This is a genomic window from Micromonospora sp. DT44 (genome assembly GCF_049841635.1).
GTDB lineage: Bacteria > Actinomycetota > Actinomycetes > Mycobacteriales > Micromonosporaceae > Micromonospora.
The window spans coordinates 1-14774 of sequence record NZ_JBNCKS010000096.1 but is presented as its reverse complement, the minus strand read 5'-3'; the positions used below and the strand labels follow the sequence as shown (position 1 = coordinate 14774).

Genomic DNA, 14774 nt, shown 5'->3' with positions numbered 1-14774 from the left:
CCACAACCCATCCCACGCCGCTTCGCGACGCGGGATGCTGCCGCGTGTCTACGCACGGTTCGATTTTCGAGTTAGGGCAGGCGGAGGCGGGCTGCGCGCATTCTGGTGAGGGTGCGGTCGCGGCCCAGTACCTCGAGGGACTCGAACAGCGGCAGGCCCACGGTGCGGCCGGTGACCGCGACGCGTACGGGCGCCTGCGTCTTGCCGAGCTTGAGGCCGCGCTCGGCGCCGACGGCCTCCAGTGTCGACTTCAGCGACTCGGCGTCCCAGGACTCCAGCACCTCGAAGGCCGCGACGGCGTCGTCCAGCAGCTCGCCCGAGCCGTCCTTCATCGTCTTCGTCCAGGCGGCCTCGTCGATCAGCGGCGTGGCCAGGAAGAGGAAGTCGACGTTCGGCACGATCTCGCTGAGCACCGCGATCCGGGTCTGGGCCAGCGGGGCCACGGCGGCGAACGCGTCGGCGTCGAACTCATCGGGCTGCCACGGCGGCGGCGCGATGGTCCCGGTGCCGGTCAGCCACGGCTGGCAGGCGTCGACGAACTCGGCAACCGGCAGCGCGCGGATGTACTCGCCGTTGAACGCGCGCAGCTTCTTCTCGTCGAAGAACGCGGGGGAGGGGTTGACCTCCTCCAGGCGGAACTCGTCCTCGATGACCGACCAGGGCACGATCTCTCGGTCGCCCGAGGGCGCCCAGCCGAGCAGCATGAGGTAGTTGCGCATCGCGCCGGCGAGGTAGCCCTCGTCGCGGTACGCCTCCAGGGCGACCTTGTCGCGGCGCTTGGAGAGCTTCTGCCGCTTCTCGTTGACGACCACCGGCACGTGCGCCCAGATCGGCGGCTTCACGCCGAGGGCGTCCCACAGGAGCTGCTGCTTGGGCGTGTTGGGCAGGTGCTCCTCGGCACGGATCACGTGGGTGATGCCCATGGTCATGTCGTCCACGACGTTGGCCAGGAGGAAGACCGGCGAGCCGTCGCCCCGGGCGATGACGAAGTCCTCGATGAGCTTGTTCTCGAAGGTGGGCTCGCCCCGGATCAGGTCGACGACCACGGTCGTGCCCTCGTCGGGCGTACGGAAGCGCAGCGCGTGGCCCGGCCCCGGCCCGAGGCCACGGTCGCGGTGGTAGCCGTCGTAGCCCTGGTACTGCGAGCCGGTGCGGGCCTGTACGTCCTCGCGGGTGCAGTCGCAGTAGTAGGCGCGGCCCGACTCGTAGAGCCGGGTGGCGGCGGCCCGGTGCTCGCCGGCGTTCTCGGACTGGAAGTACGGCCCCTCGTAGCTGCCCCGGGAGATGCCGATCCAGTCCAGCGCGGAGAGGATGCCCTCGGTCCATTCGGGCTTGTTGCGCGCCGCGTCCGTGTCCTCGATGCGGAGCACGAACACCCCGCCCTGCTGCTTGGCGTAGATCCAGTTCTGCAGCGCCGAGCGGGCGCCGCCGACGTGGAACATACCGGTCGGGGAGGGGGCGAAGCGCACACGTACCGTCACGTCCTCCAGCCTACGGCGGCGCGCGACCGCTTTCGGCCACGGCCCCCCGACTCAGGCCACCGAGCGGATCTTGACCACGAGGGCGCTGCCCACGAGGGTGACCACGGCGGTGACCGCGTAGAGCGTCGGATAGCCGCCCAGGTGGACCACGAGCGGGGCGGAGAGCGCCGGACCGAGCACCTGCGGCGCCGAGTTGGCGATGTTGATCACGCCAAGATCCTTGGCCCGATCGGTGGCGCGTGGCAGCACCTGCGTGATCAACGCGGCATCCACCGAGAGGTAGACGCCGTAACCCGCGCCCAGCAGCAGCGCGGCGACGATCGCCATCGGCCAGGTGGGCGCGACCGCGAGCAACAGCGCCGCCACCGCCATGATCAGCCCGGAGACGATCACGTAGATCTTGCGCCGCCCGGAGCGGTCGGACAGCCGGCCGGAGATTACGGCGGTCAGCATCATGCCGAGCGTGTAGAGCAGGATCAGCACCAGCAGGCCGCCCTCGGGGTCGGGATAGTGAACCCCGTCGGTGAGGAAGTACAGCAGGTACAGGGTGCCCAGCGCGTTGCCGAGCTGGACCAGGAACCGGGTGATCCACGCCCAGGCGAAGTCCGGGTGCCGGCGCGGGCTGATCCACAGCGAGGCGAACAGCGTGCGGACGCGCAGGGCCGGCCGGTTCGCGCGGGGCAGTGGGTCGTCGGGGGTGAGCAGCGCGAACGGTAGCGACAGCAGCAGGATGGCCACCGCGATGGCCAGGTAGCCGGCGGCGTTGCCGGTGACCACGGCGGTGACCAGCACCGCCCCGAGGACCAGCCCGAGCGCCTGCGGGATGCCCACCCAGCCCGAGACGCCGCCGCGCTGCGTCACCGGCACCCGGTCCGGGATGGCGGCGGTGAGGCTGGCCAGCATCGCGTTGAAGCACACCTGCGCGGCGACCCAGCCGACGGCGACCCCGAGGATCGTCCGCTGCTGGGCCAGCAGCACCAGCGCCGCCGCGCCGAGCACCGCGCCGCCGGCGGTCCAGACGTGCCGCCGACCGAACTCCCGACCGCCGATCCGCAGGCAGGTCCGGTCGGACAGCGCGCCCGCCAGGGGGTTGGCCAGCACCGCCGCCAACGCGCCCAGGCCGGTGACCACGGCCAGCACGGTCTCCTTGTCGCCGGGCGCGATCCGCTCGATCTGCTGCGGCAGCAGCACCTGGATGGGGGTGAAGAACGCCATCCACACGCCCAGGTTGGCGGCGAAGACCAGGCCGATCCAGCCGCGCCGCACCGGCACGGTCGGCTCGGCGAGCGCCGCCGGCAGCGACGCCGCCGCCGGCTCGGCGGTGGTCACCGCGCCGATCCCGGCGCGCTGCCCGCGATCAGGTCCCGCAGCCAGGTGTACGACGACTTCGGGGTACGCCTCTGCGTGGCGTAGTCGACGTGCACCAGACCGAAGCGCTTGGTGAACCCCTCGGCCCACTCCCAGTTGTCCAGCAGCGACCAGACGAAGTACCCGCGGACGTCCACCCCGTCGTCGATGGCGGCCCGGACCGCCCGCAGGTGCCCGTCGAGGTACGCGATCCGATCCGGGTCCGCCACCTGCCCGTGCGCGTCCGGCTCGTCGTCGTACGCGCAGCCGCCCTCGGTGATCTCGATGGGTGGCAGCGCCTCGCCGTACGTGTCCCGCAGCCAGCGGAGCAGCTCGTGCAGCCCGTCCGGGGCGACCGGCCAGTCGAAGGCGGTACGCGGGTAACCGTCCAGCGGCACCAGGTCGAACGGCAGCGGTGAGCCCTCCTCGGCGGCCCGTACACCGGTGGGGTTGTAGTAGTTGACCCCGAGCACGTCGATGGGTGCGGCGATGGTGTCCAGGTCGCCGGCGCGGACGACGGTCGGGTCGAGGCCGGGCAGGTCGGGGTACCCGCGTCCGAGCAGCGGGTCGGTGAAGAGCCGGTTGTGCAACGTCTCGTAGGCGGCCCCGGCGGCCCGGTCGGCGTCGCTGTCGCCGAGCACCCGCACCGGCGAGTAGTTGTTGGCGATCGCGATCGGGCTGGCGGTGTGCGCCCGCAGCGCCTGTACCGCGAGCCCGTGGCCGAGCAGTTGGTGGTGGGCGACCGGAAAGGCGTCGAAGAGCAGCATCTGGCCGGGGGCGTGCACGCCCATGCCGTAGCCGAGGCTCATCTGGATGAACGGCTCGTTGAGCGTGATCCAGAGCCGGACGCGGTCGCCGAGGCGGGCTGCGGTCCGCTCGGCGTACTCGGCGAAGTGGGCGGCGGTGTCCCGGTGCAGCCAGCCGCCGGCGTCCTCGAGGGGTTGCGGCAGGTCCCAGTGGTAAAGGGTGGCCACCGGGTCGATGCCGGCGGCGAGCAGGTCGTCGACCAGCCGGTCGTAGAAGTCCAGGCCGGCGGGGTTGGTCGCGCCGCTGCCGTCCGGCTGCACGCGGGGCCAGGCGATCGAGAACCGGTACGCCCCGACGCCCAGCCCGGCCATCAGCGCCACGTCCTCGGCGTACCGGTGGTAGTGGTCGCAGGCGACTGTGCCGCTGCTGCCGTCGCTGATCCGGCCGGGCGAGTGCGCGAAGGTGTCCCAGATGGACGTTCCGCGTCCGTCAGCCGTGGTGGCGCCCTCGATCTGGTGGGCCGAGGTGGACACGCCCCAGCGGAAGCCGTCGGGGAACTCGGGCATCGGTGCGGTCGACATGTGCCCTCCGGGTGAACATGAAACGTGTTCGGGACTCTAGGACGCCGTCCATGAATGCGCCATAGGCCGGGCTGGCGTAATCCGCAATGGTTGATCGGCGTGTCTTTTTCCGAACCCGTCCAGGTAAGTCCGATTTGACGCATAGAGTGCCGATATCGTGGGATGTCCTCACTGGAGGCAAGACGGAAATGATCCTCGTGGAACGTAGTGCGCACGTGGCGGCGCCGATGGAAGTGGTCTGGGACGTCGTCCAGCGGGCCGAGCAGTTGCCGGCCTGGCTGGCGGGGGTGCGCGCGGCCGAAGTGCTCTCGGGAGAGGGCTTCGGGCGGCGACAACTGGTCCAGGCGGGGCGCTCGGCGCATGAGGCCGAGGTGATCGCCTATCAGGAGCCGACACTGATCGGCTGGCGGGAGCGGGCCAAGGGGGCCGGTGCCCGTGCGGAGGCGCGCACCGAAATCTACGTCCAGCTCACCGAGGACGAGGAGGAGGGCGGGACGGTCGTGCGGCTCATCGTGGTCCGCTGGCCGGCCGGCCCCGTCAAGGCGGCTCTGCTTCGCCTGGGCCTGCGCCGGGTCGGCGCCGACCTGGAGGACTCGTTGGCCCGGCTCACCGACCTGGCCGCCGTCGGCTGACCAGCCCCGTCCTCGCGGCGTCACCCAACCCCGGCGGTGGCCCGGCGTCCCCACCAGGAACGTCGGCCCACCGCCGCCCCATCCCGGCCGGGTCGATCATGGACTTGTGGTGCCCGGAACGAGGCGACTTCACCGCTTCGTCCCCCACCACAACTCCATGATCGACGCCGAAGGGCGGGGCGGGGCGGGGACAGCGCAGAAGGGCCCGGTGCGTCAGCGCCGGGCCCTTCTGCTCGTGCGGTTTTAGCTGTCGCCGCCGGTCTCGCCTACCGGGGCGGCGTTGACGTCGTCGATCGCGTACTTCTTGGCGGCCTCGGCCGGCACGGTGGCCTCGACCGCGCCGCTGCGGGCGAGCTGCCGCAGCGTGGCGACCACGATCGACTCAGCGTCGACGTGGAAGTGCCGGCGCAGCGCGTGCCGGGTGTCCGACATCCCGAAGCCGTCGGTGCCGAGCGACGTGTAGTCGCCGGGTACCCAGCGGGCGATCAGGTCCGGTACGGCACGCATCCAGTCGCTGACGGCGACCTTCGGCCCGTCCGCGTCGGCCAGCTTCTGCGCGATGTACGGCACCTTGGCCTCGGCGCCCGGGTTGAGGAGGTTGTACTCCTCGGTCTCCACCGCGTCGCGGCGCAGCTCGGTCCAGGAGGTCACCGACCAGACGTCGGCGGCCACGCCCCAGTCCTGGGCGAGCAACTGCTGGGCCTTGAGCGCCCACTGCATGCCCGTGCCGGAGGCGAGGACGTTGGCCTTCGGGCCGTCGACCTGCGGCGCCGGCGAGTAGCGGTAGATGCCCTTGAGCAGTCCCTCGACGTCCACGCCCTCCGGCTCGGCCGGCTGCAGGATCGGCTCGTTGTAGACCGTCAGGTAGTAGAAGACGTTCTCCTGCGCGTCCCCGTACATCCGGTGCAGGCCGTTCTCCATGATGTGCGCGATCTCGAAGGAGAACGCCGGGTCGTACGCGACCACCGCCGGGTTGGTGGCGGCGATCAGCATCGAGTGCCCGTCCTCGTGCTGCAGGCCCTCACCGTTGAGCGTGGTGCGCCCGGCGGTCGCGCCGAGCAGGAAGCCCCGCGCCATCTGGTCGGCCGCGGCCCACAGCCCGTCGGCGGTCCGCTGGAACCCGAACATCGAGTAGAAGATGTACATCGGGATCATCGGCTCGTCGTGGGTGGCGTACGCCGAGCCCGCGGCGGTGAACGAGGCGACCGAGCCGGCCTCGTTGATGCCCTCGTGCAGGATCTGCCCGGTGGTCGACTCCTTGTACGACAGGAACAGCTCCCGGTCGACGGAGGTGTACCGCTGACCGTGCGGGGAGTAGATCTTCGCGGTCGGGAAGATCGAGTCGAGACCGAAGGTGCGTGCCTCGTCCGGGATGATCGGCACCCAGCGCTTGCCGAACTCCTTATCCTTCATGATGTCCTTGAGCAGGCGGACGAAGGCCATCGTGGTGGCCACCTTCTGCTTGCCCGAGCCGCGCTTGACGTCGGCGAACCGCTCCGGACCGGGGACGGTCAGCCGCTTGGTGCTGGTCCGCCGCGACGGCAGGTAGCCGCCGAGCTGCTCCCGGCGCTCCTTCAGGTACGCCAGCTCCTCGGACTTCTCACCCGGGTGGTAGTACGGCGGCAGGTAGGGGTTGTCCTCCAGCGCCTTGTCCGGGATGTCCAGGTAGAGCCGGTCGCGGAAGGTCTTCAGGTCCTCCAGCGTCAGCTTCTTCATCTGGTGGGTCGCGTTGCGGCCCTCGAAGTGCGAGCCGAGCGTCCAGCCCTTGATCGTCTTCGCCAGAATGACCGTCGGCTGACCGGTGTGCTCGGTGGCCGCCTTGTAGGCCGCGTAGAGCTTGCGGTAGTCGTGCCCACCCCGCTTGAGGTTCCAGATCTCGTCGTCGCTCAGCGGATCGACCATCTTGCGGGTCCGCGGGTCACGGCCGAAGAAGTGCTCCCGCACGTACGCGCCGGACTCCGCCTTGTAGGTCTGGTAGTCGCCGTCGGTCGTGGTGTTCATGAGGTTGACCAGCGCGCCGTCGGTGTCCGCGGCGAGCAGCGGGTCCCACTCGCGGCCCCAGACCACCTTGATGACGTTCCAGCCGGCGCCCCGGAAGAACGCCTCCAGCTCCTGCATGACCTTGCCGTTGCCCCGGACCGGGCCGTCCAGCCGCTGCAGGTTGCAGTTGATCACGAAGGTGAGGTTGTCCAGCTCCTCGCGGGCGGCCACACCGATCGCGCCCAGCGTCTCCGGCTCGTCCATCTCGCCGTCGCCGAGGAACGCCCACACGTGCTGCTGCGAGGTGTCCCTGATGCCGCGGTGCTGGAGGTAACGGTTGAACCGCGCCTGGTAGATCGCGTTCAGGCCGCCGAGACCCATCGAGACGGTGGGGAACTCCCAGAAGTCCGGCATGAGCCGCGGGTGCGGGTACGACGGGAGACCGCCGCCCGGGTGCGACAGCTCTTGGCGGAACCCGTCGAGCTCGTGCTCGTTGAGCCGCCCCTCCAGGAACGCCCGCGCGTACATGCCGGGCGAGGCGTGGCCCTGGTAGAAGATCTGGTCGCCGCCGCCCGGGTGGTTCTTGCCCCGGAAGAAGTGGTTGAAGCCCACCTCGTAGAGCGACGCCGAGCTGGCGAAGGTGGAGATGTGCCCGCCGACGCCGATCTCCGGGCGCTGCGCCCGGTGCACGAGCATCGCGGCGTTCCACCGCACGTACGCCCGGATGCGCCGCTCGACGTGCTCGTCTCCCGGGAACCACGGCTCGCGTTCGGACGGGATGGTGTTGATGTAGTCGGTGGTGGTCAGGGGCGGAACCCCAACCTGGCGCTCACGGGCCCGCTCCAGCAGGCGCAGCATGACGTAGCGGGCGCGTTTTGCTCCCCGCTCGTCGATGACACCGTCAAGCGACTCGACCCATTCGCTTGTCTCTTCAGGGTCGATGTCCGGAAGCTGGCTCGGTAGGCCGTCGCTGATCACCGGGCGCTTGCGTTCCGTAGCCACAGGCGTTCCCTCGGTTGTGTGTGGGATAGGTCTCTAGCGCCATCCTGCCCCCTGGTGGCACCCGTCGTCACGTCTAGGTCCCCCGGACGCGATGCTGAACACAGGTACCCGCCGGTAACTTAGCGCTACGGCGGCCGGGCCCGCCCGCTTGCCCGGGCTCGCTACGGTCCCGAATATGAACGGGCGGCGGGTGGTGAGCGGCGGCGTGATCCTCTTGGTCGGCGCGCTCGGGGCGCTGTTCTCCGTGCCGGTGCTCCTGGCCGGGGACACCGCCGTGCTGCCGATCACGACTCTCGGCGTCGTGGCGATGGCGCTCGGCGCGGTCCAGCTACGCGCCGGACTGCGCGCGTCCGCGCCCCGACGGGTGCCCCGTCGGGTGCCCGGTCCGCGTCGACGGCACGCCGACACCAGCGTCCCCCTGATGTACTACGGCGACTCGGGCGGCGGGGACCGGTCCGACGGCGGGAGCGCCGACTCCGGGGGCGATGGCTTCTCCGGCGGCGGTGGGGACTCCGGGGGCGGTGGGGACTCCGGGGGCGGTGGTGGCGGCTCCTGACCGCGCGTTGCGGCAGAATGCGACGTATGCGCAGTGACGTGATCACCGTCCACACCGGGTCCCGGCCGACCGTCCGGGACATCACCGCCGAGGCCCAGAGCTTCGTCTCCGGCGAGGGCGACGGCCTGCTGCACGTCTTCGTGCCGCACGCCACCGCCGGGCTGGCGATCATCGAGACCGGGTCGGGCTCCGACGACGACCTGCTCACCGCGATCGACGCGCTGCTGCCCACCGACAATCGCTGGCGACACCGGCACGGCTCGGCGGGTCACGGGCGGGACCACGTCCTGCCGGCGTTCGTCCCGCCGTACGCCACGCTGCCGGTGCTCGACGGCCGGCTGGCCCTGGGCACCTGGCAGTCGATCTGCCTCGTCGACACCAACGGCGACAACCCCACCCGCCAGGTCCTCTTCTCGTTCCTGCCCGCCTGACACCCGGCCCGCGCCCCGCCCCGCTCGGCCCGCCTCCCAAGATCGTGCTCGATCCTTGATCCAGTGGCGTCGCGCGGGCGGGAGGCCACTGGATCCTGGTTCCTGCACGATCATGGACGGCCTGCTGCGGCACGGGCCACCGTCCCGGTCCAAGATCCGCGCAACTAACCCGAAACTGCTGTCTCCGGGCGCGCCGAGGCAGCACTTTCACCGAAATTGCGCGGATCTTGACCGCCCCGGCGGACGCGCCGACGCGAGTCCCCTCCGACATCGCCCGGCAGGCTGGCCCCGGCAGGCTGGCGCGGCAGGACCTGATCGTGGAGCTGGGCGGTCGTCGTGGTGCGTACGATGTGGCGGTGGTGGGGGAGGCGCTGTCGCCAGCGGACGGGCAGGTGGACCGGGACGGGTTGGCCGCCGACGTGATGCGTCGGATGGCGCACCTGACGGCGTCCCTGCGGCACCGGCAGGGCACGGCCTTCGCCGAGTTGGGGCTGACCCCGGCGGCGGCCCGGGCGTTGCACGAGCTCGACCCGGACCGTCCCCTGCCGGCACGTGACCTCGCCGACCGGCTGAGCTGTGACCGGTCGAACGTGACCGCGTTGGTCGACAAGCTGGAACAGGCCGGCCTGGTCGAGCGTCGGACCGACCCGGCCGACCGCCGGCAGAAGACGCTCGTGGTGACCGGGGACGGTCGCGTCGTACGGGATCGGGTTTCCGAGGTGATGTCCGACTCCCGACTCCTCGCGGGCCTGCGCGACGAGGAGCTGTCCACCCTGCGTGACCTGGTGTGGAAGGTGTCCGACGGCGGTTGTCCGGAGCCGTGTGACCCGCAGTGAGCCGACCCGTGCCGGCCGTGTCCCACTGGGCGACGGTGGCCCGCATCGGTAATGCTGTCGGACGTGACCACCCCGCAAGATCTCGACGACCGGTTCCGCGAGACGCTGGCGGCGCTGCCCGCCGCACCGCAACGGCGTGACCTCGCCGATCCGGTCAGCGACGACGCCCCGCTGACCGGCGCCCAACTGCTCGAAGTGTTCGACGCGCAGGTGGCCAGCCGGCAGCTCGACCTGGCCGGGCGCTGGCTGCGCAGCTTCGGGGAGGGCTTCTACACCATCGGCTCGTCCGGGCACGAGGGCAACGCGGCGGTCGCCGCCGCGCTGCGTCCCACCGATCCGGCGCTGCTGCACTACCGCTCCGGGGCGTTCTACTGCGTGCGGGCGGCCCAGGTCGCCGCCGACACCCCGGCGTCCTCCGCCGACACCCCGACGCCCGCCGTGGACGATCCGGAGCCCGCCGCCGAGGCCCCGGAGCCGGACTCCGACGCCGAGCCGGCCGGGTCCGCGACCCCCACCGGTGGGTTCGCGGTGTACGCGGAGGCCGCCCGGGACGTGCTGCGGGGCATGGTCGCCTCCAGCGAGGAGCCGATCGCCGGTGGCCGGCACAAGGTGTTCGGCCGGGCCGACCTGGCCATCGTGCCGACGACCTCCACCATCGCCTCGCACCTGCCGCGCGCGGTCGGGATGGGGCTGGCCGTGGAGCGGCTGCGCCGGCTGGACACCGTTGGGCGCCGTACCGGGACAGGGGTACAGGTTGGCAGCGGCGCGGCGCACGTCCCGTGGCCGCCGGACGCGATCGTGGTCTGCTCGTTCGGCGACGCGTCGGTCAACCACGCCAGCGCCACCGCCGCCTTCAACACCGCCGGCTGGTACGACCACGCCGGCCTGCGCATCCCGGTGCTCTTCGTCTGCGAGGACAACGGGCTCGGCATCAGCGTCCGCTCGCCGGAGGGCTGGGTCGAGGCGACGCTGCGAGCGAAGCCGGGCATCCGCTACTTCAGCGCCGACGGCGCCGACCCGCTGCGGGCGTACACGGTGGCGCGGGAGGCGGCGGCCTGGGTACGCCGGTACCGGCGGCCCGCCGTGCTGCACCTGCGCACGGTCCGGCTCATGGGCCACGCCGGGGCCGACGCGGAGTCGGCGTACCGCAGCCCGGCCGAGCTGGCCGAGGACCTGGACCGGGACCCGGTGGTCGCCACCGCGCGGCTGCTCGTCGAGGCCGGCGTGGGGACCGCCGCCGAGCTGCTGGCCCGGTACGACGAGACGGGCTGGCAGGTACGCCGGCTCGCCGAGGAGGTGCTCGGCGAGCCCAAGCTGGCCTCCGCGGCCGACGTGGTGTCGGCGTTGGCGCCCCGCCGCCCGGTGCGGGTCGCGCGGGCCGTGGCCGACGCGGCGGCCCGGGCCAGCGGGCCGGGCGCGGCAGCGCGCGAGGAGGCGTTCGGCGGCAAGCCGCCCGAGCTGGTCGGCCCTTTGACCCTGGCGCAGAGCATCAACGCGGCGCTCGCCGACGGGCTGCTCGACCATCCCCAGATGGCCGTCTTCGGCGAGGACGTGGCCGCCAAGGGCGGGGTGTACGGCGTGACGAAGGGCCTGCGCGACCGGTTCGGGGCGGCCCGCGTCTTCGACACCCTGCTGGACGAGACGTCGGTGCTGGGCCTGGGCCTCGGCGCCGGGCTGGCCGGGATGCTGCCGGTGCCGGAGATCCAGTACCTGGCGTACCTGCACAACGCCGAGGACCAGCTCCGTGGCGAGGCCGCCACCATGCAGTTCTTCTCGCGGGGCGCCTTCCGCAACCCGATGGTGGTGCGGGTGGCCGGGTTGGCGTACCAGGAGGGGTTCGGCGGGCACTTCCACAACGACAACTCGGTGGCCGTACTCCGGGATGTTCCTGGTCTGGTGGTCGCGGTGCCGGCGCGGCCGGACGACGCCGCGCCCATGCTGCGGACCTGTCTGGCGAGCGCGGCGGTGGACGGCAGCGTCTGCGTGTTCCTGGAGCCGATCGCGCTGTACCACACCCGCGACCTGTACGCCGATGGCGACGGGGAGTGGCTGGCCGGCTATCCCGAGCCGGGCTCGTGGGTGGCCGGGCATGTGCCCATCGGCCGGGCCCGGGTCTACCGGATCGGCTCGGCGGACGACCTGACCATCATCACCTTCGGTAACGGGGTGCGGATGTCGCTGCGGGCCGCGGCCGTGCTCGCCGAGGAGGGCGTGGGCACCCGCGTGGTGGACCTGCGCTGGCTGGCGCCCCTGCCGGTGGCCGACATCATTCGCGAGTCCTCGGCGACCGGCCGGGTGCTGGTGGTGGACGAGACACGCCGGTCGGGCGGGGTCGGCGAGGGAGTGATCGCCGCGCTGGTCGACGCCGGATATGTCGGTGCAGCGCGGCGGGTGGCCGGAGTTGACTCGTTTGTACCATTAGGTCCGGCGGCACGTCATGTTCTGGTCTCCCCGGAAGCCATTACCGACGGTGCCCGTACGCTGCTGGCACGGTAAATTCCGTTCCACCCGGTGCGCCACTTGCGCGCAGACGCACAACTGTGTGGACTTTGCCTGACGGCGTCGGTCCGACGCCGCGAGCAGGGACGAGATGAGGAGGCACGCGACAGTGAGCGCGACCGCTGGTCAGGCCGCCGACGGGGTACGCAGCCTGGCGGACCGGTTCGGCATCGAACCGGGGATGGTCGTCATGGAGATGGGGTACGACGACGACGTCGACCAGGATCTCCGCGACGCCCTGACCGACCGCTGTGGAGATCTGGTCGACGAGGACACCGACGAGGTGGTCGACGCGGTGCTCGTGTGGTACCGCGACGGCGACGGTGACCTCTTCGAGCTGCTCGTCGACGCCCTCGGCCCGCTGGCCGACAACGGGGTCGTGTGGCTGCTCACCCCGAAGGCCGGGCGTGACGGGCACGTCGAGCCGAGCGAGGTCGCGGAGTCCGCGCCCACCGCCGGCCTCCAGCAGACCTCGACCGTCAACGCCGGCCGGGACTGGAGCGGCGCCCGCCTGGTGCTGCGCCGAGGGGCCAAGGCCAAGAAGTAGCCTCCGCCGCTTCGTACGCCCGGCGGTCCGCCCCGCCGGGTGACAGGCTCACGCCACCCCCCGACCCGACCACCCCCGACCCGACTGGACCGAGGAGAGCCGCATGCCCATCGAGGTTGGCGCCGAGGCACCGGACTTCGTGCTCAAGGACCAGAACAACCAGGAGGTACGGCTCTCGGACTTCCGAGGCAGGCGTACCGTGCTGCTGGTCTTCTACCCTCTCGCGTTCACCGGCACCTGCCAGGGTGAGCTGACCGAGGTCCGGGACAACCTCACCGAGTACGCGAACGACGACGTCCAGGTGCTGACCGTCAGCGTCGACTCGGCCTACAGCCACAAGATCTGGGCCGACCGGGAGGGTTACCAGTTCCCGATGCTGGCCGACTTCTGGCCGCACGGGGGCGTCGCCCAGGCGTACGGGGTCTTCAACGAGGTGGCCGGCATCGCCAACCGGGGCACCTTCGTCATCGACAAGGCCGGCGTGGTCCGCTTCGCCGAGATGAACGGGCCCGGCGAGGCCCGCGACCAGCAGGGCTGGCGCAAGGCGCTAGCCGACGCGACGGCCCTGTAGGGGTACGCGTGCGGTCGGGTCGGCGGCGAGCAGGTAGGCTTGTCAGCCACCGGCCCGCCGCACACGGGGCGTTCCGGGGCGCGTAGCTCAGTGGGAGAGCACCCGCCTTACAAGCGGGGGGTCGCAGGTTCGAAACCTGCCGCGCCCACCCATCATCACCAGCCGTGTTGAACGCTCAACCCTGCGGCGGGGGAGTGAGCCAGGCGAGGGGCTGTCCGTTGAGGGCGGCGTCGGCGAGGCGCTGGGCGCTGGCCGTCTTCAAAGCGGCTCGTGAGCTGTCGATCCAGCGTTGGACATTGTCGATGCCCTGGTGGCGGTACTCCACGGCTTGGACGAGGCATTCCAGCTTGTCGGCGTCACGAGCGACGACAGCTTCCAGCGTCTCGCCAGTTTCGTACTCGGCGATGGCGGCGGTGATGACGTCGACGACCGGCGGTGGACAGCCGGCTACCTGGTCAGCGGTGACGGCCGTGTTGGGTACGGCGGTGAGGTAGCGCTTGGCGATGTGCGGAATGTCGGTGATCCGAGTTTCCTGGGTGTCATGCAGGGTGCATAGCATCGATACTCGGGCCGGGTCGGCACCCTCCATGGCGGCGAGCATTATTCCGATGAGCGCCGTTCGGAAGGAGTGCTCGGCGATGGACTCGGGTTGCTTGACGCCGGCGAACCACCAGCCGGTTCGGGCGGCGCGTTTGAGGACGCCGGCTTCGAAGATGAATCTCGCGGCTCCGGCATCGTGGTCGTCGGTCATCTGCCCGTCCCTGTGCCGGTGAGTCCGTCCGCCCGCAGGCTGTAGACGATAGAGATTAGTTCCTGCCGTGACTGCGCGGAGATCCGGTCGCTGTCCAGGAGCGGGATACTGCGGTCGAGGAGCGCCCCGATCGCGGCGGGGTTGTCGGGAGCGAGACCGCGTCGTGCGGCCAGCAGAGCCCAGACGTTGTGGATGTTGAGATCGACGAAGGGATGCCCCGGATCGAGGCGCTGGACCAGGTGCCGAAGAAGGGATGAGCCATGCCAATCGGTCAGCGCTCCGGGCATGAACGAGTCGTCGCGGTGGCGGTATGGGACTTCTCCCACCCAGTAGGCCGAGTAGTTGAGGGCCGCTCGCTCGCAGGCGTCGTCCGGGTGCGCCAGAGCGATGAAGTCCCGCAGCGGTTCCGGGTCGCCCTGGTTGGCGAGGGACGTGACGATGGAGCGGGCATCGGGCCATAGCGGCGACCAGGTGCGAAAGGCAGTCGTGCGGTGGGCTCGTGCGGTGCCTTGGCTGAGCCAACCTGCTGCTTCCTTTGCGGGGTCCATGCCGGCTAGGAAGCAGGCTTGCCGGTGCAGCAGCACGTGCCGATGCCCTCCGGCTACGACCCGCTCGGCGAGTACGCGAAGGTGAGCGAAGAACGCACGCTGCTCGTCGACGGCCAGGGTGGGCCCTGACGCGACTGGACCTCGGCGGGGATGGGCGGCGATTATGCCCCTGGCGAAGGTTGGTGTCTGCCCTAGATGATCGATTCCAAGGGGTCAGTGGTCGTAGGCGGTCAGGGATCGCATGACCGGTTGGCCGGTGTGCCAG

Annotated in this window: 11 protein-coding genes, 1 tRNA gene and 3 pseudogenes; 9 read left to right on the top strand and 6 right to left on the bottom strand. The window is 71.1% G+C overall.

The genetic code is table 11. The annotated features are described in order from the left end of the window. Positions 1–71: 71 nt before the first annotated feature. From gltX to ACLQ25_RS31475, 3 genes are read right to left on the bottom strand one after another with little or no spacing between them, the layout of a single operon-like run. Positions 72–1481 carry a glutamate--tRNA ligase gene (gltX, locus tag ACLQ25_RS31485; RefSeq protein ID WP_425734366.1) on the bottom strand — a complete coding sequence of 470 codons (1410 nt, stop codon included), beginning with the start codon at positions 1479–1481 and terminating at the stop codon, positions 72–74. Positions 1482–1532: 51 nt separating this feature from the next. After that, positions 1533–2810: an MFS transporter gene (locus tag ACLQ25_RS31480; RefSeq protein WP_425734365.1), complete on the bottom strand. Its 1278-nt coding sequence runs from the start codon at positions 2808–2810 to the stop codon at positions 1533–1535. Continuing rightward, positions 2807–4156, bottom strand: a complete 1350-nt coding sequence (locus tag ACLQ25_RS31475) for a GH1 family beta-glucosidase (protein WP_425734364.1) — start codon at positions 4154–4156, stop codon at positions 2807–2809. The genes ACLQ25_RS31480 and ACLQ25_RS31475 overlap by 4 nt, the downstream gene beginning before the upstream one ends. A gap of 188 nt (positions 4157–4344) precedes the next feature. Between ACLQ25_RS31475 and ACLQ25_RS31470 the strand changes: the two genes are divergently transcribed. Next, on the top strand, positions 4345–4788 hold the full coding sequence (locus ACLQ25_RS31470) for an SRPBCC family protein (RefSeq protein ID WP_355051413.1): 444 nt from the start codon (positions 4345–4347) through the stop codon (positions 4786–4788). A 243-nt stretch (positions 4789–5031) separates the two neighbouring features. Here ACLQ25_RS31470 and aceE read toward each other — a convergent pair whose 3' ends face one another. Beyond that, positions 5032–7770 (bottom strand): pyruvate dehydrogenase (acetyl-transferring), homodimeric type, encoded by a 2739-nt coding sequence (gene aceE, locus ACLQ25_RS31465; protein WP_425734363.1) that lies wholly within the window; start codon positions 7768–7770, stop codon positions 5032–5034. A 175-nt stretch (positions 7771–7945) separates the two neighbouring features. Here aceE and ACLQ25_RS31460 point away from each other — a divergent pair, with 175 nt between their 5' ends. The 8 genes and pseudogenes from ACLQ25_RS31460 (at position 7946) to ACLQ25_RS31425 (ending at position 13358) form a co-directional block, all read left to right on the top strand. After that, positions 7946–8326, top strand: a complete 381-nt coding sequence (locus ACLQ25_RS31460) for a hypothetical protein (RefSeq protein ID WP_425734362.1) — start codon at positions 7946–7948, stop codon at positions 8324–8326. Between the two features lie 26 nt (positions 8327–8352). Next, positions 8353–8757, top strand: coding sequence for a YjbQ family protein (locus tag ACLQ25_RS31455; RefSeq protein WP_425734361.1), 405 nt, complete (start codon positions 8353–8355; stop codon positions 8755–8757). Between the two features lie 422 nt (positions 8758–9179). Then, positions 9180–9593 carry a MarR family winged helix-turn-helix transcriptional regulator gene (locus tag ACLQ25_RS31450; protein ID WP_425734367.1) on the top strand — a complete coding sequence of 138 codons (414 nt, stop codon included), beginning with the start codon at positions 9180–9182 and terminating at the stop codon, positions 9591–9593. Positions 9594–9644: 51 nt separating this feature from the next. After that, positions 9645–9993 (top strand): annotated as a pseudogene (locus ACLQ25_RS31445) (transketolase); the annotation flags it as partial. A gap of 131 nt (positions 9994–10124) precedes the next feature. Continuing rightward, positions 10125–12089, top strand: a pseudogene (locus ACLQ25_RS31440) (thiamine pyrophosphate-dependent enzyme); the annotation flags it as partial. Between the two features lie 112 nt (positions 12090–12201). Beyond that, on the top strand, positions 12202–12639 hold the full coding sequence (locus ACLQ25_RS31435; protein ID WP_007463483.1) for a DUF3052 domain-containing protein: 438 nt from the start codon (positions 12202–12204) through the stop codon (positions 12637–12639). A 103-nt stretch (positions 12640–12742) separates the two neighbouring features. Beyond that, positions 12743–13210: a peroxiredoxin gene (locus tag ACLQ25_RS31430; RefSeq protein WP_425734360.1), complete on the top strand. Its 468-nt coding sequence runs from the start codon at positions 12743–12745 to the stop codon at positions 13208–13210. A 76-nt stretch (positions 13211–13286) separates the two neighbouring features. Continuing rightward, positions 13287–13358, top strand: a tRNA-Val gene (locus ACLQ25_RS31425). A gap of 27 nt (positions 13359–13385) precedes the next feature. Here the strand turns inward: ACLQ25_RS31425 and ACLQ25_RS31420 are convergent. After that, positions 13386–13961, bottom strand: a complete 576-nt coding sequence (locus ACLQ25_RS31420) for an HD domain-containing protein (protein WP_425734359.1) — start codon at positions 13959–13961, stop codon at positions 13386–13388. Continuing rightward, positions 13958–14704 (bottom strand): annotated as a pseudogene (locus tag ACLQ25_RS31415) (transcriptional regulator); the annotation flags it as partial. The pseudogene ACLQ25_RS31415 and the gene ACLQ25_RS31420, both read right to left, overlap by 4 nt. Positions 14705–14774 lie beyond the last annotated feature (70 nt).

Bases quoted from the DNA above. Each gene is read 5' to 3' on its own strand.
- ACLQ25_RS31475 (WP_425734364.1), bottom strand. From the start codon at position 4,156: ATGTCGACCGCACCGATGCCCGAGTTCCCCGACGGCTTCCGCTGGGGC.
- ACLQ25_RS31470 (WP_355051413.1), top strand. From the start codon at position 4,345: ATGATCCTCGTGGAACGTAGTGCGCACGTGGCGGCGCCGATGGAAGTG.
- ACLQ25_RS31460 (WP_425734362.1), top strand. From the start codon at position 7,946: ATGAACGGGCGGCGGGTGGTGAGCGGCGGCGTGATCCTCTTGGTCGGC.
- ACLQ25_RS31455 (WP_425734361.1), top strand. From the start codon at position 8,353: ATGCGCAGTGACGTGATCACCGTCCACACCGGGTCCCGGCCGACCGTC.
- ACLQ25_RS31450 (WP_425734367.1), top strand. From the start codon at position 9,180: ATGCGTCGGATGGCGCACCTGACGGCGTCCCTGCGGCACCGGCAGGGC.
- ACLQ25_RS31430 (WP_425734360.1), top strand. From the start codon at position 12,743: ATGCCCATCGAGGTTGGCGCCGAGGCACCGGACTTCGTGCTCAAGGAC.
- ACLQ25_RS31420 (WP_425734359.1), bottom strand. From the start codon at position 13,961: ATGACCGACGACCACGATGCCGGAGCCGCGAGATTCATCTTCGAAGCC.